The sequence below is a fragment of the Pseudomonas sp. KH_050 genome, assembly GCF_057838875.1.
In genome coordinates this window covers 5,011,325-5,030,793 of the sequence record NZ_CM174478.1, presented here as the reverse complement: position 1 = coordinate 5,030,793, position 19,469 = coordinate 5,011,325, and the positions used below count along the sequence as shown (strand labels likewise).

The window sequence follows — 19,469 nt, the reverse complement described above, 5'->3', positions numbered from 1 at the left end:
AAGGGCGTGTACATCCACGAGTTCGTAGGAGCTGCCGCAGGCTGCGATCTCTTGATCTCAAGACCGCCTATGCTCGTCTCAGAGTGGAACAGTTGTCGCGAAATTAGACGCCGACGACCGCCGATCCCATTGGCCTGAGATCCTTAATTTCAGCCAACACATTGATTAAAAACACTATTTATAAGCTGGCACGCTCCGTGTATTGCTCATTGCAGACGTTTCTCTTGCCTCCGTCAGCGCTGTCCCCGCCGACGGCAGAAACCATAAAAACAATATCTGAAAAATAAGAAAGCACCGTGGGAGGTTCGACGTTGATGAAGAGAAAATTGCGATCTGGCATGAGCGGCGGTCTGCTGGCGATGGCCGTTTGCGTAGCCCTGCATTCCCCCCCAGGCATGGCGGCGCGTGATGCCCAGAGCATCCTCAAGGAAACCTGCCAGGGTTGTCATACCCCCGAGGCCGACAATGGCCTGAGCCGCATCAGCCACCAGCGCAAAACCCCGGAAGGCTGGCTGATGAGCATCGCCCGCATGCAAGTCATGCATGGCCTGCAGATCAGCGACGAGGACCGTCGTACGCTGGTCAAATACCTCGCGGACAGCCAAGGCCTGGCGCCGAGCGAAACCGATGGCGTGCGTTATGCACTTGAGCGTCGACTCAACACCATCGAGCACTTCGATGACCAGACCAGCCAGATGTGTGGCCGCTGTCACTCCGGCGCGCGGGTCGCCTTGCAACGGCGGCCGGCCGAGGAGTGGGAGCACCTGGTGAACTTCCACCTCGGGCAATGGCCGTCCCTGGAGTACCAGGCACTGGCCCGTGACCGCGACTGGTTCGACATGGCTCGCAAGGACATGGTGCCGCTGCTGGCCAAGCGTTATCCGCTGGAGAACCAGGCCTGGAACACCTGGCTTGAAACCACAAGATCAAAAGATCGCAGCCTGCGGCAGCTCCTACCCGGCGACTGGAGTTTCAGTGGTCACTTTCCGGGTAAAGGCGAGCTGGCCGGGGTGATGACTGTCAGTGCCGATGGCGCCGATCAATTCAAGGTCAGTGTCAAAGGCCAATACGCCGACGGCAACCCGTTCAATGGCGAAGGCAGCGCAATTCTTTATACCGGCTACGAATGGCGCGGCAACGTCACCATCGATGGCGTGGTCATGCGTCAGGTGTTCGCCGCCAAGGACGGCGAACTCCAGGGCCGGATGTTCGAGGCCGAACATGACGAGCGCGGGCTGGACTTTATCGCGGCCAAACAAGGTTCCAATCGCTTGCTGGCCGTGCAACCGGGCTACTTGAAAGCCGGTGGCGAGGCCGAAATCACCCTGATCGGCAGCGGGCTGCAAGGCACTCCGAGCTTCGGTAACGGTGTCTCGGTGGCCGAGGTGCTGGAGCAGAGTCCTGAGCGGTTGCGGGTCAAAGTCAAGGCTGCGGCCGATGCCAAACCGGGCCTGCGCGAGGTCACGGTAGGCACCCTCAAAGGCGCCACGCTGGCGGTCTACAGCAAGATCGCCGAAGTCAAAGTCGTGCCGGAGTTCTCGGTAGCGCGGATCGGCGATGGCGGCGGTTCGACACCCAAGGTCCAGGGGCGCTTCGACGCCGAGGCCTGGGGCAAGGGCGCCGATGGCAAGCCGTATCGGATCGGCGTATTCCCGGCGCAGTGGACAGTCGAAGCCTTCGACGAGCGCGCCAAGGAAGACGAAGACGTCAAGTTCGCAGGCACCATGCAGGCCGACAGCGGCGTGTTCACTCCAGGCGATGCCGGACCCAATCCACAACGCAAAATGTCCACCAATAACGCCGGTAACCTCAAGGTGATTGCCGCCGTGGATGACGCCGGGAAATCCCTGACCGGAGAAGGTCATCTGATCGTCACCGTGCAACGCTGGAACAATCCACCCATTCCCTGATCGGTCTGGCTAAACCAGCAGTTCAGGCATTTTCAGGAATGACCGCAAATCCGCAATACCCGGGTTTGCACAGGAGGTTGCGATGGGCGCTATTTTGAATCTGGTCGAGCGGAACCTGCACGAAGTGCACGTCGATGCCGACCGCATGTTGTTCCACATACCGAGCAGTTCGCTGTTTGCCAGCGATGAATTGACCGGCACTATTATCGACACCTTGCGCGGTCCCGGTTGCACTTCGGATGACCTCATCGAACGCCTTGCCGCGCGCTATGGTGGCGAGGAAATCACCGAGACCCTGCGCGAGCTGATCGCCCTGGAACTGGTCAGCGACGGCTCGCCGCTGACCCCTGACATCGGTGTCAAACGAGTCGAGCGCACGGCAATCAATACCGTGGTGCTGAACGTCAACACCGGCTGCAATCTGAGCTGCACCTACTGTTACAAGGAAGACCTCGACAAGCCGTCGGCCGGCAAGAAAATGGACGTCGACACGGCGATCGCCTCGGTGGAAATGTTGCTCAGGGAATCCCCGGATGAAGAGCGCTTCACCGTAGTGTTCTTCGGCGGCGAACCGCTGAGCAATCGCAAGCTGATCGAGTACATGGTCGACTACTGCGAGAAGCGTTTTGCCGAAGTCGGGAAGTTCGTCGAGTTCGTGATGACCACCAACGCCACGCTGCTCACCGAAGAAACCGTCGACTACCTGAATGCTCACCGCTTCGGTCTGTCGGTGAGTATCGACGGCCCGAAAACCGTGCATGACCGCAATCGCATCACCGTGGGCGGGCAGGGCACGTACGATGTAGTCCGGCGCAAGGCCGAGATGCTGCTGTCACGCTACAACAGCCGTCCGGTGGGCGCGCGGGTGACCCTGACCACTGGCGTCACCGACGTCGAAACCATCTGGGATCACCTGTTCAATGAACTGGGTTTTGCCGAAGTCGGTTTTGCTCCGGTGACTTCCGGTGACATCAGTACCTTCAACCTGTCCAGCGAGGAACTGATCGAAGTCTTCGCCAACATGAAAAAGCTCGGCCGGCGCTACCTGGAGGCTGCACTGGAGCACCGCAATATCGGTTTCTCCAACCTGCACCAGTTGATTACCGACATCCACGAAGGCCACAAAAAAGCCCTGCCATGCGGCGCCGGTCTGAAGATGCTGGCGGTCGATCACAAGGGCGAACTGAACCTGTGCCATCGCTTTACCGGTTCGAGTCTGCCGACTTTCGGCAACGTCCACAGTGGCGTGAAGCAGGTCGAATTGAATGACTTCCTGTCCCTGCGCCTGGACCGCAGCAACACCGGCTGTGAAGACTGCCATATTCGTAACCTGTGCTCCGGCGGCTGCTACCACGAGAGCTACGCCCGCTATGGCGACCCGACCCACCCGACCTATCACTACTGCGAGTTGATGCGTGACTGGGTCGACTTCGGCATCGAGGTCTACACCCGGATCATGGCCCATAACCCTGCGTTCATCAGCAGCTACATCACTCCGCGCAAGGCTCACTGACATGAAACATCTCAAGGCAATCAATAACAAAGCCCAAAAACTTGAGCAGGCCGCCGCCGAAAACCGTATCGAAGAAGTGGTGGCGATGACCTCCGTCGCCGGCTGCGCCTCGACCACCGATCCGGGTTGGGAGATCGACGCCTTCGGTGGTGTGTCGTCGCTGTGCCAGCCGATGGAAGCCGACCTCTATGGCTGCTCCGACCCTTGCTGGTGGCCGGCCCAGGTGCCGGACATGATGAGCACCTATCCGGACTGGAACAAGGATGCGCAAGCCTCCAACGACAACTGGCGCAATCTCGGCACCGTGTTCCCCAAAGACAAATAATCGGACAGAAGGATTCCAGCATGCTTCGCACCAATGCCTGCGGCCTGGCCGCTTTCGCCCTCCTGTCTGTGTGTTCATTCACGGCCATGGCCGATGAAAACCCGACACTTGAAACCGGTCATGAGTACATGGTGACCACCAATTACCCGAACAACCTGCATGTCATCGACCTTGCAAGCGACAGCCTGTACAAGACCTGCAAACTGCCGGACGCGTTCGGCCCGGGCAGCATCCAGCTGGCACCGGACCGCAAGATCGCTTACGTGCTGAACAATCATTACGCGGATGTGTACGGCATTGAACTGGACAGTTGCAAGCAGGTGTTCCACGCCAGTATCACCCAGCAACCGGGCGAGAAAGCCCGCTCGATGTTCGCCTTCACCGTCAGCCACGATGGCAAGGAGCTCTACACCGTCGCCAACCCGACGCGGATGCTCAATGACCGCTACGAAGTGCAGGCTCCACGGCTGGATGTCTACGCCACTGACGCCGGTCTGAGCGCCAAGCCCGTGCGCAGCTTCCCGGCACCGCGCCAATTGACCATCATGCAAAGCGGTGATGACGGCACGTTGTATGTGGCGGGTGCGGATGTCTACAAGGTCGACGTGAAAACCGGCAAGTTCGATGTGTTGATCGCCAGCCGCCACTGGAAACGCCCGTTGTACAGCCCGCCGGATGTGCTCTACGTGTGGAACCAGCAGACTTATCGGCATGACTTCTCGCTGCTCTACACCGCGGCGAAATTCAAGGACAAAAAGCAAGATCCGGCAACCGCCGAATACCTTTACGGGCTGTTCAGCATCGACCTGAAGACCGGCAAAACCGAAACCACCGATTTCGGCCCACTGACCGAAATCTACTTCAGCGGCATGCGCTCACCGAAAGACCCGAACCTGATGTTCGGTGTCCTCAACCGCTTGGCCAAGTACGACATCAAACAGAAAAAACTGCTCCAGGCAGCGACCCTGGATCACTCCTACTACTGCATTTCCTTCAACAAAGCCGGCAGCAAAATCTACCTGGCGGGGACCTTCAATGACGTGGCGATCTTTGATGCCGACAGTTTGAAGCAGATCGGCAGCATCAAACTGCCGGGGGGCGATATGGCGATTACTACCGCGCAGATATTTATTCGCTGAAATCAAAAGATCGCAGCCTGCGGCAGCTCCTACGCGGGGAGGTGTACATCGACGATTCCCCGGATGGTGGGAGAGGTGTATATCCTGGATTTCACAGGTGTACACGATCCGCGTAGGAGCTGCCGATAGGCTGCGATCTTTTCGGCGGGCAGCCAGATCCCGAGGTGCGGCGAAGATCAAAAGATCGCAGCCTGCGGCAGCTCCTACGCGGGGAGGTGTACATCGACGATTCCCCGGATGATGGGAGAGGTGTATATCCTGGATTTCACAGGTGTGCACGATCCGCGTAGGAGGGGCCGATAGGCTGCGATCTTTTCGGCGGGCAGCCAGATCCCGAGGTGCGGCGAAGATCAAAAGATCGCAGCCTGCGGCAGCTCCTACGCGGGGAGGTGTACATCGACGATTCCCCGGATGGTGGGAGAGGTGTATATCCTGGATTTCACAGGTGTACACGATCCGCGTAGGAGCTGCCGATAGGCTGCGATCTTTTCGGCGGGCAGCCAGATCCCGAGGTGCGGCGAAGATCAAAAGATCGCAGCCTGCGGCAGCTCCTACGCGGGGAGGTGTACATCGACGATTCCCCGGATGATGGGAGAGGTGTATATCCTGGATTTCACAGGTGTACACGATCCGCGTAGGAGCTGCCGATAGGCTGCGATCTTTTCGGCGGGCAGCCAGATCCCGAGGTGCGGCGAAGATCAAAAGATCGCAGCCTGCGGCAGCTCCTACGCGGGGAGGTGTACATCGACGATTCCCCGGATGATGGGAGAGGTGTATATCCTGGATTTCACAGGTGTACACGATCCGCGTAGGAGGGGCCGATAGGCTGCGATCTTTTCGGCGGGCAGCCAGATCCCGAGGCCAAGCGTTCCGTGACCAAATGAGAGCCGCAGACCGAGCAGAAATGCCGCAGCTGGCCATTAGCGTGTTTGCGCTTGATCGAGCATACATAACACAACGTGAAGGTTGATCCAGCGCACGAGCAGGCCTAATGTAAATCCAGGAGGTGGCCAATGAACCCATCAGATCGCATTGAAAGAAAGGTCTTGCTCAAGGCGCCACGCTCGCAAGTCTGGGCGGCGCTATCGGATGCCGAAGCCTTTGGTGAGTGGTTCGGCGTGGCGCTCAAAGGGCAGCGCTTCGTTGCTGGCCAGCGTACTCAAGGGCAAATTACCTATCCCGGCTACGAACATCTGCTCTGGAATGCACTGGTCGAACAAGTCGAACCCGAACGGGTGTTTTCCTTCAGCTGGCATCCTTATCCCGTGGAGCCAGGTGTCGACTATTCCGGGGAACCCACCACGCTGGTGAAGTTTGAGCTCGAGGACATGGATGGCGGCACCTTGCTGCGGGTCGTGGAGTCCGGTTTCGATGGCATTCGCGCGGAACGTCGTCTGAAAGCCTTTCGCATGAACAGCAGGGGCTGGGATGACCAGATGAACAACATCGAGTCGTACCTTGCTGCACAGTGAATCCAGACCTTATCTGAAACTATGGAGTGTGCTGGCCGATGGCGAGCCGCTCGTTACCGCTCAGACATTGGATGCTTGAGGACACAGAGGGTTTACGGCGACACAACTATGGCCAATGGCTTACACGCGGTCGATGCTATGTCGTCTGTTGTCGCTTGCGCTTTACGCTTAATCTAGCTCCATCAACTGAAGTGCAGGATGCGCTCAGGATCATGGATGATCGACCATTTGCATGGAGTGCAGCCGACAGGAAGTCGTAATGGTCTTGAGAAACCCGCTTCGGCGGGTTTTTTTTCGTCTGGGCAAAACTGCGTCTGTAGCCGGTTACAGATGCCGGGTCTCGGCGGGCACCTCTCCCCAGTTGTCATGCCGGCCATCGGCATATCGAACAGGTGCAGCGAGCAGTTCCGCCAAGTCGAGGTTATCGAGCGAGGCCACCTGAACCGACACGTAATCACCGCCTATTTCCTCAACATGGCCGCGGCCGAACGAGCGCACGCCGCAGTGGCGGCAGAATAGGTGATGGCTGCTTCTGGTATTGAATTGGTAGTCGCTCAATTCACTCTCGCCGGACAGCAGTCGGAACGCACCGGGTTTGATGATGACGCCCCAGTTGCGGGTTTTGGTGCAGATCGAGCAGTTGCATTTGCCGGTGCCAAGGCTCAGGTCGATATCGGCTTCAAATCGAACCCTGCCGCAATGGCAGCTTCCACCATAGGTCTTGAGCATGATGGTTCATCCTGGTTGGTCAGAGAGCCAATCAGTGTAGAAGTCTCTTTGTCTCCTTGCATCATGGCCAATGGCTTACACGCGGTCGATGCTATGTCGTCTATTCCCACTTACGCATTGAGCTTAATCTAGTCCCATCAACTGAAGCGCAGGACGCGCTCAGGATCATGGATGATCGACCATTTGCATGAAGTGCAGCCGACAGGGAGTCGTAATGGTCTTGAGAAACCCGCTTCGGCGGGTTTTTTTATGGGGGCTGAAGGGCCTGCCGGCGAGTTTAATTGTGGCGAGGGAGCTTGCTTCCGCTCGGCTGCGTAGCAGTCGTAAAGCCGGCACACGCGTTCGATCTGAATAACCGCGGTGCCTGGTTTCAGGGCTGCTTCGCAGCCCAGCGGGAGCAAGCTCCCTCGCCACAGGTGTTGTGTTCAGCTCAACATGACTTACCAGTGTTTACTCAACTGGTACGCGACCCGATCGACAATCTCTCCCCGTAGCTTCAGCGATTGCGCCGTACGCCGGTTGGCTTCCTCCACCACCACACGCGGAGCGGTCTGCGGGCTGCCCGATTCGAATGGTGGTGCAGGGGCGTACTCGAGTTGCAGTTGCACCAGTTGCGCGGCGTCCTCGCCGAACAATTCGCTGGCCAGGGTCAGGGCGAAATCAATCCCGGCGGTAATGCCGCCGCCGGTCAGCAGGTTGCCGTCGCGGACCACGCGTTCGCATACTGGAATGGCGCCCAACGGCCCCAGCAGTTCGTGGTAAGCCCAATGGGTGGTGGCGCGTTTGCCGCGTAACAGGCCGGCGGCGCCCAGCACCAAGGCGCCGGTGCAAACCGAAGTGATATAGCGCGCGCTGGCGGCCTGGCGCTTGATGAAGTCGAGGGTTTCGCTGTCCTCCATCAAGGGGCCGACGCCGCTGCCACCGGGAATGCAAATTACGTCCAGTGGCGGGCAGTCGTCGAAGCGGGTGGTCGGGAGCAGCACCAGACCGGTGCTCGACTTAACGGGTTCGAGGTCCTTCCAGATCAAATGCACGCTGACGTCCGGCAGCGAGGCCAGCACGTCATAGGGCCCGGTCAGGTCCAGTTGCTGAACCTGTGGAAACAACAGAAAACCGATCTGCAGCGTCATTGCGTTATCCCCTTGGTCGATCAAATGCACGCACCCGGCACGGGTGGACGACTTCACTCTATCCACGTAGGATTTGGCGCATACGCCAATAAGCCCACGATTTACGCCAGTCATGCCAAGCCAACCCAAAACCGTTTATGTGCTGGCCTTTGCCCAGGTGCAAGTACTCGATGTGACCGGGCCGTTACAGGTCTTCGCGTCGGCCAATGACCTGGCCCGCCAGCAAGGTGTGCCGCCACCCTACGCGCCGAAGGTGATTGCCGCGCAGACCGGCCCGGTAATGTCTTCGGCCGGGCTGGCGCTGGTGGCCGATCCGCTGCCAGGGAAGGACGCGCCGTGCGACACGCTGATCATCGCCGGCGGCTGGGGTGTTTACGCGGCGGCCGAAGACCCCGGCCTGGTGGATTGGGTCCGTCAACAGGCCTCGGTATCCCGGCGTGTAGCTTCGGTCTGTACCGGGGCTTTTCTGTTGGCTGCCAGTGGCTGGCTCGACGGCAGGCGCGTGGTCACTCACTGGACCCGTTGCGAACAACTGGCACAGCAACATCCGCTGCTGCGGGTCGAGCCCAATCCGATCTTCATCAATGACGGCCCGGTCTGGACCTCGGCCGGGGTGACTGCCGGCATCGACCTGGCGCTGGCGATGGTCGAAGCCGACCTGGGCCGTGCCATGGCCCTGGAAGTCGCACGGCAACTGGTGGTGTTCCTCAAGCGCCCGGGTGGGCAGTCGCAGTTCAGCGTGACCCTGGCGTTGCAAAAACACGGTGGCCGCTTCGACGAGCTCCACGCCTGGATTGCCGAACACCTGAGCATGGATCTCAGCCTCCCGACCCTGGCGCTACAAGCCGGGATGAGCGAGCGCAGCTTTGTCCGGCATTACCGGGCCGAGACCGGCCAGACCCCGGCTCGCGCGATTGAGCTGATCCGGGTGGAGACCGCACGGCGCTTGTTGAGTGATACCGGCGTGCCGATCAAGCGGCTGGCAGTGCAGTGCGGATTTGGCAGTGAGGAAACCCTGCGGCGCAGTTTCCTGCGGGCCATGGGGGTGACGCCGCAGGCTTATCGGGAACGGTTTTCCGGGGAAGAGGCTGACTCAGCTGTGTGCTAGCAGCTCCAACAGCGCGTGGGGGATCGACAAGCCATCCATCAACTCGAGCAGGTCTTGCGCCAGTGCCGCTTGCTGACCCGAACGCATCACCTGCGGGCTGACGAAACGGGTCGGCCCGTAGCCGCGCAAGTACGGCACAATCACTCGATAGCCGTGGGCGCAGAGCGCCGGTGCGACTTCATCGTAGCCACGCGGATCGTACGGGAAACCGTGCAGCAGAATCACCATGCTCTTTGTAGGCAATGTCGAGCATGGAGGTACGGACATGCTTGATCAGCGGGTTTTGAGGCATTCGGGCACCGGTATCAAAGGGGCGGTTACCGAAACTTTAGCCTGGCTTCCATCAAGCGCTGAAAAGACTTCGCCACCGATGATCCGCAGGAATGTCTGGAATGCCGCTTGTCGAGATTCTTGACACTGCACCACCGGCTTCTCTAGGATGCTGCTCATGCGCCGATTTAAACAGCTACTTGCGGGGCGCCAGGTGACTCGAAAAATCACCGACAGGAGCTTGAAGCAGGCTTCGAAATACCGCTAAAGCGCTGGTTCGGTGTTGCCTCTCACCTGCCATGCAGACTTTTGAGGCAGAGACACGACACGATGAATGCACTACGCCCCCTTATACGTCTGGCGCCGATCACGGCAGACCTCGTCCAGCGCAATCCAAAAATCCTTCTTGGCGGTAAACACCAGCCCACCCTGCTGCGCTATCTCGATGGCTGGCCACGCCGTACCGGTCGTCCTTCGGCCTTTCTGATTCAGTTTGTCGAAGACGGCGAGTCGCTGGCGCGCTTTGCCAGCGACAGTTTCGATCTGGCAGTGATCCAGGCGCCCAGCGCCGAGCACGCGGCAGAAGTCATCAGGCACCTGACGCGAATCTCCCGCCAAGGGCTGATTACCCGCCGCTGAAATGCCAGGATCTGTCAGGATCCGCCCTTTGCGGCACTGCGTTGCAGCATGGCGTTCAAGGCGTCCTTGGCTTCGCTGCTGTTCAGGCGTTCGATAAACAGCAGGTTTTCCCGGCGGATGGTTTCCTCGAGTTCCTTGAGCAGCGGCTGTTTGAGCAGGCGTTTGCTCTGCAGCAGCGCTTCGCGAGGAAGGGCCAGCAGCCGGTCGGCCATTCGCCGGGCGGCGGCCAGGCATTGTTCGCCGTCATCCAGCAGTTCATTGGCCAGTCCCCAGGCCACGGCCTGGGTAGCGTCCAGGCCGTCACCCCAGAGCAACAGCCGGGCGGCCCTGGCGTGACCGAGCATCCGTGGCAGTAGCAGGCTGGCACCGAACTCGGGGCACAATCCAAGGTTGACGAAGGGCATGCGCAGTTTGGCGTTACGGCTGATCAGCACCTGATCGCAATGCAGCAGGATAGTGCTGCCGATACCGATGGCAGCGCCACAGACGGCCGCGATCAACGGCTTTTCCAGATGGATGACTGCGTCCATGAGGCGGAACGCCGGGCTGTTCAAGTGGGTCGGTGGATCCTGGAGGAAGTCCTGCAGATCATTGCCACTGGTGAAGCACTGTTCGCCGCCGGTGATGATGATCACTGCGGTTTCGGGGTCTTGCTCAGCGGCATACAGCAAGTCGGCCAGACGGTTGTACATACTGTTGCTCAGGGCATTGAGCTTGTCCGGGCGGTTGATGGTCAGGGTCAACAGACCGCCGCTTTGGGTACACTTGATCAGATCGTTCATGGGGCTGCCTTGGCTGGAGTTCACTGTCCGGACCACAAGCGTTCCGGCAGTTTTTTGTTGTTTTTGTGCTTCAGAAGGTCGGTGGGGTGATCACCCAGATCACCACCGCATCGACCTCGCCGGGGTTGCCGTACCTGTGAGGTTCCTGGCTGGAAAAACTGAAACTGTCGCCTTCATTGAGCTGGAAATGGCGCTCGCCAACCCACAGCTCGAAACTGCCGCTGAGCAGGTAGCCGGCTTCCTCGCCTTCATGGCTATAGCTTTGCTGGCTGTAAGTGCCTGGCGGAAAGCGCGAATGCAGGACCTCCAGCTGACGATTGGGCTGCGGCGTCAGCAACTGGTCAACGATGCCGTCTTCGTAATGCACACTCATCCGGCTGTGCTTGCGCACCACGTAACCACTGTCCTCGGGCGCCGTGCTGGCTTCGCTGGCGAAGAACCACTGGATGGTCACGCCCAGGCTGCGGGCGATGTTGAACAACGCCGGAATCGACGGGTAAGCCAGGTTGCGTTCCAGCTGGCTGATATAACCCGCCGTCAGCTCGCTCATTTCTGCCAGGGCCGCCAGGGTCATGCCCCGGCGTTTGCGCAGACCGCGAATCCGCGTGCCGAGGAAGTGCGGCTCTGCGGCAGCGGACTGACTAGTGGGCGCGCTGGCAGGCGGCAGGTTGCTGCTGTTGCTCATTGCGTGCTCCGAACCGGGCTGTACCCGAGCGGGTTGAAACCCTCGAGCCTGATGGCCAGTCAGCCTGGAGGCTGACAAAGGCCGGGAGTATAAAGCAGCCTCAGAGGTCCCAGGCAACCCTCAAACCGTCATAAATCGCTTCTTCGGCCGTGCGCGGCGCCAGGCAGTCGCCGATCCGGCGGAACTCCACCAGCCCTTGCAGTTCCGCGCCGAGGGTATCCACCGGCTGATGGCCCTGGCACAGCACCAACGTGTCGATGTTCTCGAAGATGATCGGCTCGGCGCTGGCGGTGTGTTGCATGTACACGGTGTTGTCATCGCAACCGTAAAGTCGAGCGTAGGGCGTAATGGGTATGCCCAGCTTATGCAGTTCTCCGGCCAATTGATCGCGCACGTACAGCGGCAGGTTTTCCCCGCAATGGGTGCCGTTGACTGCCAGTTGCACCTGATGACCGGCGCGCACCAGGCGCTCGGCGATGCCAGGACCGATCCAGTCGCACCGCCAGTCGACGACCAGCACCGAACGCCCGAGTTTGACCTCGTCGCGCAACACTTGCCAGGCATCCACCACCTGAAGTTCACCGCCACGTTCGAAGGTCGGCCAGTAGGGTTCGGCGCCTGTTGCAACGATCACCAGATCCGGCCGTTCACGTTCGACCAGCGCCCGGTCGACGCGAGTATTGCGCACCACGCGTACGCCAGCCAGTTCCATTTCCCGCTGCAGGTTGGTGCTGGCGCCGCCGAATTCGCTGCGCCGAGGCAGTAGCTGCGCGAGCAGTACCTGGCCGCCGAGTTGTGAACCGGATTCGTAGAGCGTGACCTCATGGCCACGTTCGGCGGCCACGGCGGCGGCTTTCATGCCAGCCGGGCCACCGCCGGCGATCATGATGCGCTTGCGTTTGGCCGTCGCTTGCAGCTTGCCGAATATCAATTCCCGACCGGTTTCCGGATGCTGGATGCAGGAGATCGGCAAGCCTTTATGAAAGTGCCCGATGCACGCCTGATTGCAGGCGATACAGGCTCGTACATCCTCGCTGCGCCCGGCATCGGTCTTGTTCGGCATTTGCGGGTCGCAGATCAGTGCGCGGGTCATGCCGCAGACATCGGCCTGACCGCGGGCAATGATCAGTTCGGCTTCCTGCGGCTGATTGATGCGACCGGTGACGAACAGCGGAATCGACAGGCTGGCCTTGAATGTCCCGGCCTCCTTGGCCAGATAGGCCGCTTCGATGGCCATCGGCGGCACGATATGCACCGCACCGCCCAGTGACGCCGAAGTGCCGGCGACGATGTGCACGTAATCCAGCTGCTCTTGTAATGAGCGGACCGCCGCCAGCGATTCGTCTTCGGTCAGGCCTGCGGGGTCGCGCTCATTGGCGCTGATGCGCAAACCGATGATGAACTGCTCATCGGTGTTGGCGCGCACCGTTGCAATGACCTCTCGCAAAAATCGCAGGCGCTGTTGCAGGTCGCCGTTGTACCCGTCGGTGCGCCGGTTGACCCGCGGGTTGATGAATTGCGCGGGCAGGTAACCATGGCTGGCGACCACTTCCACGCCGTCCAGCCCGGCCTGGTATAAACGGCGGGCCGCCGCGCCATAACCGGCGACGATCTCGTCGATCATGGCTTGGTCCAGTGCGCGCGGCATGACCCGAAAGCGTTCGTTGGGCACTGCCGAAGGCGAGTAGGCTACGGCCAGCAGGCCATCGCTGGACTCCATGATTTCCCGCCCTGGATGGAAAATCTGCGAGAGCACCACCGTGCCATGGGCATGACAGGTTTGCGCCAGTTTTCGATAACCCTCGATGCAGGCATCATCGGTGGCCATCAGCACATGGGAGGTGTAGCGCGCACTGTCATGGACCCCGGCAACCTGCAGCACGATCAGCCCGACGCCGCCCTCGGCACGCGCCCGGTGATAGGCGATCAATTGCTCGTTGACCAGGTTGTCGGTCGGCATTGAAGTGTCATGACCGCTGGACATGATGCGGTTCTTGAGGCGCTTGCCACGGATCTGCAGCGGTTCGAAGAGGTGCGTGAACGCTGGGATGGAAGTCGGCATGGTGCGGTACTCCAGGGGAGCCGAAGGCAAAAAGTTCGGCGTTGTTATTATTGCGCTATAGAAATTTACCCTCAGTAAAAAATCAACTTGTTTTTTTAATAGTGGCTAAGTAGCTTTAACGCGTCGAGCCCAATTGTTCGCGCAGACGATCAGCCCAAGGAGCAGAAACAATGAATGAGATTGCACACACGACGGCTGCCGCTGCCGAGCAGGTTTCTACCGAGCAACGCCTGCGCCGGGAGCTGGCGGCCTGCTATCGATTGATCGCGCACTTTCGCATGAGTGACCTGATTTTCACCCACATCTCGGTGCGTCTGCCGGGGCCTGAACATCACTTCCTGATCAATCCCTACGGGCTGATGTTCGACGAAATCACCGCCTCCAGCCTGGTCAAGATCGACCTTGATGGCCATGCGGTGGAGGCGTCGCCGTATCCGGTCAACCCGGCGGGCTTCGTGATTCATAGCGCCATCCACGGTGCCCGCGAAGATGCGCAGTGCGTGCTGCACACCCACACCAGGGCCGGTTGCGCGGTGGCGGCGTTGAAGTGCGGGTTATTGCCGGTGAATCAGATTTCCATGGAGTTCTATGAACGGGTCGCTTATCACGACTATGAAGGCGTGGCGCTGGATCTCGGCGAGCAGCAGCGACTGGTCCACGACCTGGGCGACAAGACGGTGTTGATGCTGCGCAACCATGGTTTGTTGACCGTCGGTGAAAGCGTGGGCCAGGCTTTTTTGCGTATGTATTACCTGGAAAAGGCCTGCGAGATTCAATTGGCTGCACAGGCCTGCGGCGAACTGGTGCTGCCACCAGCGGCCGTATGCGAACACACCGAGCGCCAGTTCAACGAGCCAGGTCGGCCATTGGCGGAGGGCGAGTTGAGTGATCCGCACGGAGTTCAGCTGGCATGGGCGGCATTGCTGCGGTTGGCGGATCGAGTGGCGCCGGGTTATCGGGATTGAGTGCGCTCTGTGTGGCGAGGGAGCTTGCTCCCGCTCGGCTGCGAAGCAGTCGTAAAACCGATGGATGCGGTGTGCCTGACAGATCGGGATCGCTGATTTTGGGGCCGCTTCGCAGCCCAGCGGGAGCAAGCTCCCTCGCCACGATCTGCGCTGCTGCTGTACAGTCGTTCAGCTCAGTGGCTGCAAAAGACCAGCCCAACGACTGTTCCAAGGAGATTGATCCCCATGACCCAGGAAGCCCGCTTTTCCCGAATGGAGCCGGAGTTGCGCAAGGCCAACCTGATCGAGGCGACGCTGGTGTGCCTCAAGCGCCATGGCTTCCAGGGTGCTTCGATCCGCAAGATCTCGGCTGAGGCGGGGGTATCGGTCGGGTTGATCAGCCATCATTACTCCGGCAAGGATGAACTGGTGGCCGAAGCCTATATGGCGGTCACCGGGCGAGTCATGAGCCTGTTACGCGACGCCATGGAGCAAGCGGCACCCAATGCCCGTGAGCGGTTGTCAGCGTTTTTTCGCGCGTCATTCTCGGCCGAACTGCTGGACCCGCAACTGCTGGATGCCTGGCTGGCATTCTGGGGCGCGGTAAAGACCGCCGAAGCGATCAACCTCGCCCATGAGCATTCCTATGGTGAATACCGCAGCGAATTGCGCAAGGTGCTCAACGATCTGGCTCGGCAAGAGGACTGGGAGGCTTTCGATGCCGACCTTGCCGCCATCAGCCTGAGCGCGTTGCTCGACGGCTTGTGGCTGGAGTCGGGGCTCAACCCCGGCACCTTCACCCCGAGCCAGGGGGTGCAGATCTGCGAAGCCTGGGTCGACGGTTTGCAGGCTGGCGGTCGCCAGCGTTTTCGGCTGCAGACAGAGGGCTGTTGATCGATTGTTCAGCAATAGCTACTCTCTGCCGCTCAAGCGGGACAAATTCTAATAAGAAACATGCCCTTCGGGCCTATGCAGGACACCAAGCGATGACTCCTCGGGTACTGATCGTCGACGACGATCCGCTGATTCGCGAACTCCTTCACGCCTATCTTTCCCAGGAAGGTTACGACGTGCACTGCGCCGCGACGGCGGAGCTGGCCGAAACCTTTCTGGCAACCAACACTGTCGACCTGGTGATGCTGGACATCCGCCTTCCGGGCAAGGATGGCCTGACCCTGACCCGCGAACTGCGCGTGCGCTCGGAAGTCGGCATCATCCTGATTACCGGGCGCAATGACGAAATCGACCGCATCGTCGGCCTCGAATGCGGCGCCGATGATTACGTGATCAAACCCCTCAATCCACGTGAACTGGTGTCGCGGGCGAAGAACCTGGTGCGCCGGGTTCGCCATGCCCAGCTGCAGCAACCGGCGCCGGTGTTGCGTCAGGTCAAACAGTTCGCGGCCTGGGGATTGGACACCGATCGCCGACGGTTGATCGATCATGCCGGTGGCGAAACCCTGCTGACCCATGGTGAATTCCAGTTGCTCAGTGTGTTTCTGCGCAACAGCGGGCATACCTTGAGCCGCGATCAGTTGATGGATCAAATCCGCAACCGTGAATGGGTACCCAACGACCGCTCCATCGACGTGCTGGTCGGGCGCTTGCGGCGCAAGTTGCATGACGATCCCGCCGAGCCGCAATTGATCATTACCATCCATGGCGCCGGCTATCTGTTCACCGCCAGCGTGGCAGCCTGACCCTATGTTGCGGTTGCTTTGGCTGTTCTTGGCACTGACGGGCACATCAGCCGCGGCGACCGAGAAAATTCGCTACTGCGATTATCCGGTCTACCCGCCGATTTCCTGGAGCGACGGCAACCAGGTGCGCGGCCTGGCGCCCAGTGTGGTCAGGAAGCTGTTTGGCAACCTGGGGTACGAGGTCGAGATCGTCGTGCTGGGCAACTGGCAGCGCTGCCTGCTGGACGCCGCCGAAGGCCGGGTCGACGTAGTCCTGGCCTACAGCACGGCGCAGCGTGAACAGAACATGCGTTTCTCGACAGTGCCGGTATTGCGCGAAGAGGTCGCGGTGTTCGTCAACCGCCAACACCCGGTGACGTTCGAACGGCTTGAAGACCTCGGCAATTACCGCGGCGGCCTGCTGTTTGGTGAAAGCTATGGCCTGGACTTCGATCGTTTCGTCGCTCGGCACGGCAATATCGAATGGGTGTCCGACAGTCGACAGAACTTCGGCAAGCTGATTCGCGGCAGGATCGACTTCATCACCCATGAGCGGCGCACCGGACAGCTGTTCGTGGAAAATCTGCCGGGCGCCGCAGACATCCAGGCCTTGCCCAATTCATTGAGCGTCGACTATTTGCGGATCGCCGTTTCGCGCCGTTCCGCGCTGGCCGAGCGCATGCCGGCGATCGACGCTGAACTGCGGCGGATGGTCGACGCGGGCGAGATCGAACGCTGGTTGAACGAAAGTGAAGCCACCTATCGCGACATGATCAAACTGCCGGCGGACGCGCAATGAGCCGCGCCAGTCCCGGTGGCCTGTTGCGACGCCTGCTGCTGTTCATCCTGCTGTTCAGCCTGTGCTTCACCATCCTCGCCAGCACTGTGCAGCTGTATTTCGAGTACCGCCGTGAAATGCGCGATATCGATTCGCGCATGGAACTGATCCGCGCCGGCTACCTGGCAAGCCTGGAGCGCAGCCTCTGGGATCTCAACCAGGAGCAGTTGAACGTGCAACTACGCGGCCTGGTGGATTTTTCCGATGTGGCCCGGGTGCATTTGCGCAGTCCCGATTTCGACCTGCTGCAAGGCAGCGCCGCGCCGGTCGGCCCATTGCGCATCGAGCGTTTCGAGCTGAACTATCAGCCGCCGGCCGGCCCTTCGCGGCATCTGGGCGAGCTGGAAGTCAGTATCGACCTGGACGCGGTGTATCGCCGGCTGTACGCCACCGGCCTGACCAGCCTGTTATGGATGAGCGTGTTCCTCTGCGGTCTGGCGGTGGCGCTGTCGGGGTTGTTCCATCGGCTGGTGACCCGGCACTTGCAGGTCATGGCCGATTTTGCCCGGCGCATTGCCGCCGGTGACTGGCACGAACCGTTGCGCCTGGACAAAAGCAGCACCGGCAGCGAAGACGAAATCGATACCGTGGCCCACGCCCTGGATGACATGCGCCGGGCGATTCTCAGCGATATCCACCGCCGCGAAGTCGACCGCCTGGCGCTGCAGGACAAGCGCGACGAACTGCAGAAAATGGTCGAGCGGCGCACCGCCAGTCTGCTGCGCGCCAAGGAGGAGGCCGAAGCGGCCAACCTCGCCAAGTCGCGCTTCCTCGCCACCATGAGCCATGAACTGCGCACTCCACTCAACGGCATTCTCGGCATGGCCCAATTGCTGCGCGGCGCCAGCCTCGACGAGCGCGATGGCAAACGCCTGGAAGCGTTGTACAAAGCCGGCGAAGGGCTGCTGACGATTCTCAACGAAGTGCTGTATTTCGCCCGGCTTGAGGAAGGCGAAAGCCATCCGGAGCGGGTCGACTTCTCTCTCAGGCAACTGCTCGATGAGGTGCTGACGTTGCTTGAACCGCGAGGGCTGAGCAATGGCACGCAACTGCATTGTCGGGTCGATCCGCAGGTCGTCGATCGTTGTCATGGTGCCGAGCAGTTTTTACGTCAGGTGTTGAGCAATCTGCTGGCCAACGCCATCAAGTTCACCGACGCCGGCCACATTACCGTCGAAGTCGCGCTACTGGCGGCGAGCGACCAGCGCACAGGGCAACGCCTGCGGTTCAGCGTGACCGACAATGGCATCGGCATCGCGGCGTCGGTGCAGGAAAAGATTTTCGAGCGCTTTACCCAGGCCAGCGAAGACGTGGCCCAGCGTTATGGCGGTACCGGGCTGGGGTTGGCCATCAGCAAACATCTGGTGCAATTGCTTGGCGGGCGCATCGGGGTCGACAGCAAGGAAGGGCAGGGCAGTTGCTTCTGGTTCGAGCTGAGCCTGCAACCGGCCTTGGCCGCGGCCCACGTTCCGCGCGCCACTTCAGCGGTTCAGGCGCTGAGCATTCTGGTCGTCGAAGATGTGGCGCTGAACCGCGAGGTGGTCTGCGGCCTGCTTGAGCGCGACGGGCATAGGGTCAGCCTCGCGGAAGATGCCGAGCAAGCCCTGGAACTCTGCCGCAGGCAGTCCTTCGGGTTGATGCTGCTCGATGTGCATCTGCCGGGCCTGAGTGGCGTCGAACTGTGCAAGCTGATCCGCAGCACACCGGGGCCCAATCAGCACAGCCGGATCTTCGCCCTGACCGCCAGTGTGCAGCCGGCGCTGGTTCGCGGTTATCTGGATGCCGGGATGCAGGGCATTCTTGCCAAGCCGCTGAAGCTCGAAAACCTGCGCCAGGTATTGGCCGGTGAATCACCGATGCCCGAGTCGGCGCCGGATACTCATCAAATGGATTGGCAGTTGATGGACTGGCAGTTGCTGCACACCCATCGCAGCTTGCTCGGCGAGCAGAAACTTCAGGGCTTGCTAGGGGTACTGCGCGACTCGATTGCCCAGCACCGCGCGGCGCTTATGGAAGCCATTGAAGCCGGTGACTGTACCGAGGTTGCGCATCTGGCCCACCGTTTGGCCGGGAGCAGCGATTCACTGGGTTTTCGCGCCCTGGCCGAGGTCTTGCGAGCCCTGGAGGAGGCGGCACTGGGCAACGACACAGCGGCGGTGCAAGCGTTGGTGCCACGGTTTCATGGGGTGTTGCAGGGGTCGCAAGGAGTGCTGGCGGACGTGTTGAACGCCTGACGTACAAATT

At 60.4% G+C, this 19,469-nt stretch carries 17 protein-coding genes and 1 pseudogene; 12 read left to right on the top strand and 6 right to left on the bottom strand.

The window, feature by feature from the left end; genetic code table 11:
* The first annotated feature begins 314 nt into the window (after positions 1-314).
* The 5 genes from peaA to AC3IUA_RS22885 all read left to right on the top strand — a co-directional run bounded on the left by peaA (position 315) and on the right by AC3IUA_RS22885 (position 6,359).
* Complete coding sequence (gene peaA, locus AC3IUA_RS22905; protein ID WP_489357158.1) at positions 315-1,910, top strand: quinohemoprotein amine dehydrogenase subunit alpha; 1,596 nt, start codon at positions 315-317, stop codon at positions 1,908-1,910.
* An 82-nt stretch (positions 1,911-1,992) separates the two neighbouring features.
* Positions 1,993-3,423 carry a quinohemoprotein amine dehydrogenase maturation protein gene (gene peaB / locus AC3IUA_RS22900; protein WP_489357157.1) on the top strand — a complete coding sequence of 477 codons (1,431 nt, stop codon included), beginning with the start codon at positions 1,993-1,995 and terminating at the stop codon, positions 3,421-3,423.
* Between the two features lies 1 nt (position 3,424).
* Complete coding sequence (gene qhpC / locus AC3IUA_RS22895) at positions 3,425-3,748, top strand: quinohemoprotein amine dehydrogenase subunit gamma (protein WP_489357156.1); 324 nt, start codon at positions 3,425-3,427, stop codon at positions 3,746-3,748.
* A gap of 20 nt (positions 3,749-3,768) precedes the next feature.
* Positions 3,769-4,887: a quinohemoprotein amine dehydrogenase subunit beta gene (gene peaD, locus AC3IUA_RS22890; protein ID WP_489357155.1), complete on the top strand. Its 1,119-nt coding sequence runs from the start codon at positions 3,769-3,771 to the stop codon at positions 4,885-4,887.
* A 1,013-nt stretch (positions 4,888-5,900) separates the two neighbouring features.
* Positions 5,901-6,359, top strand: coding sequence for an SRPBCC family protein (locus AC3IUA_RS22885; RefSeq protein ID WP_489357154.1), 459 nt, complete (start codon positions 5,901-5,903; stop codon positions 6,357-6,359).
* 324 nt (positions 6,360-6,683) lie between these two features.
* Here AC3IUA_RS22885 and AC3IUA_RS22880 read toward each other — a convergent pair whose 3' ends face one another.
* Positions 6,684-7,088, bottom strand: a complete 405-nt coding sequence (locus tag AC3IUA_RS22880; RefSeq protein WP_489357153.1) for a GFA family protein — start codon at positions 7,086-7,088, stop codon at positions 6,684-6,686.
* 440 nt (positions 7,089-7,528) lie between these two features.
* Complete coding sequence (inhA, locus tag AC3IUA_RS22875; RefSeq protein ID WP_489357152.1) at positions 7,529-8,218, bottom strand: isonitrile hydratase; 690 nt, start codon at positions 8,216-8,218, stop codon at positions 7,529-7,531.
* 112 nt (positions 8,219-8,330) lie between these two features.
* On the opposite strand from inhA, the gene AC3IUA_RS22870 reads away from it, so the two are divergent.
* The gene (locus AC3IUA_RS22870) at positions 8,331-9,326 is read left to right on the top strand and encodes a GlxA family transcriptional regulator (RefSeq protein WP_489357151.1); all 996 of its coding nucleotides are present in this window, start codon (positions 8,331-8,333) and stop codon (positions 9,324-9,326) included.
* A 6-nt stretch (positions 9,327-9,332) separates the two neighbouring features.
* Here the strand turns inward: AC3IUA_RS22870 and AC3IUA_RS22865 are convergent.
* Positions 9,333-9,618, bottom strand: a pseudogene (locus tag AC3IUA_RS22865) (alpha/beta fold hydrolase); the annotation flags it as partial.
* A 308-nt stretch (positions 9,619-9,926) separates the two neighbouring features.
* Here AC3IUA_RS22865 and AC3IUA_RS22860 point away from each other — a divergent pair.
* Complete coding sequence (locus AC3IUA_RS22860) at positions 9,927-10,235, top strand: class I SAM-dependent methyltransferase (RefSeq protein ID WP_150807603.1); 309 nt, start codon at positions 9,927-9,929, stop codon at positions 10,233-10,235.
* A gap of 14 nt (positions 10,236-10,249) precedes the next feature.
* Here the strand turns inward: AC3IUA_RS22860 and AC3IUA_RS22855 are convergent, their stop codons facing one another.
* The 3 genes from AC3IUA_RS22855 to AC3IUA_RS22845 form a co-directional block, all read right to left on the bottom strand.
* Entirely contained in the window at positions 10,250-11,017 is a 768-nt protein-coding gene (locus AC3IUA_RS22855; RefSeq protein WP_489357150.1) for an enoyl-CoA hydratase, read from the bottom strand.
* Positions 11,018-11,087: 70 nt separating this feature from the next.
* Positions 11,088-11,702, bottom strand: a complete 615-nt coding sequence (locus tag AC3IUA_RS22850; protein ID WP_489357149.1) for a cupin domain-containing protein — start codon at positions 11,700-11,702, stop codon at positions 11,088-11,090.
* 100 nt (positions 11,703-11,802) lie between these two features.
* Positions 11,803-13,764, bottom strand: coding sequence for an oxidoreductase (locus tag AC3IUA_RS22845; protein ID WP_489357148.1), 1,962 nt, complete (start codon positions 13,762-13,764; stop codon positions 11,803-11,805).
* Positions 13,765-13,934: 170 nt separating this feature from the next.
* Between AC3IUA_RS22845 and AC3IUA_RS22840 the strand changes: the two genes are divergently transcribed.
* The 5 genes from AC3IUA_RS22840 to AC3IUA_RS22820 all read left to right on the top strand — a co-directional run bounded on the left by AC3IUA_RS22840 (position 13,935) and on the right by AC3IUA_RS22820 (position 19,459).
* The gene (locus AC3IUA_RS22840; RefSeq protein WP_489357147.1) at positions 13,935-14,729 is read left to right on the top strand and encodes a class II aldolase/adducin family protein; all 795 of its coding nucleotides are present in this window, start codon (positions 13,935-13,937) and stop codon (positions 14,727-14,729) included.
* A 225-nt stretch (positions 14,730-14,954) separates the two neighbouring features.
* Positions 14,955-15,602 carry a TetR family transcriptional regulator C-terminal domain-containing protein gene (locus AC3IUA_RS22835; protein WP_489357146.1) on the top strand — a complete coding sequence of 216 codons (648 nt, stop codon included), beginning with the start codon at positions 14,955-14,957 and terminating at the stop codon, positions 15,600-15,602.
* A gap of 92 nt (positions 15,603-15,694) precedes the next feature.
* Positions 15,695-16,408, top strand: a complete 714-nt coding sequence (locus AC3IUA_RS22830) for a response regulator (RefSeq protein WP_489357145.1) — start codon at positions 15,695-15,697, stop codon at positions 16,406-16,408.
* A 4-nt stretch (positions 16,409-16,412) separates the two neighbouring features.
* Positions 16,413-17,186: a substrate-binding periplasmic protein gene (locus AC3IUA_RS22825; RefSeq protein WP_489357144.1), complete on the top strand. Its 774-nt coding sequence runs from the start codon at positions 16,413-16,415 to the stop codon at positions 17,184-17,186.
* Positions 17,183-19,459, top strand: a complete 2,277-nt coding sequence (locus AC3IUA_RS22820) for an ATP-binding protein (RefSeq protein ID WP_489357143.1) — start codon at positions 17,183-17,185, stop codon at positions 19,457-19,459. The genes AC3IUA_RS22825 and AC3IUA_RS22820 overlap by 4 nt, the downstream gene beginning before the upstream one ends.
* The last annotated feature ends 10 nt before the right edge of the window (positions 19,460-19,469 follow it).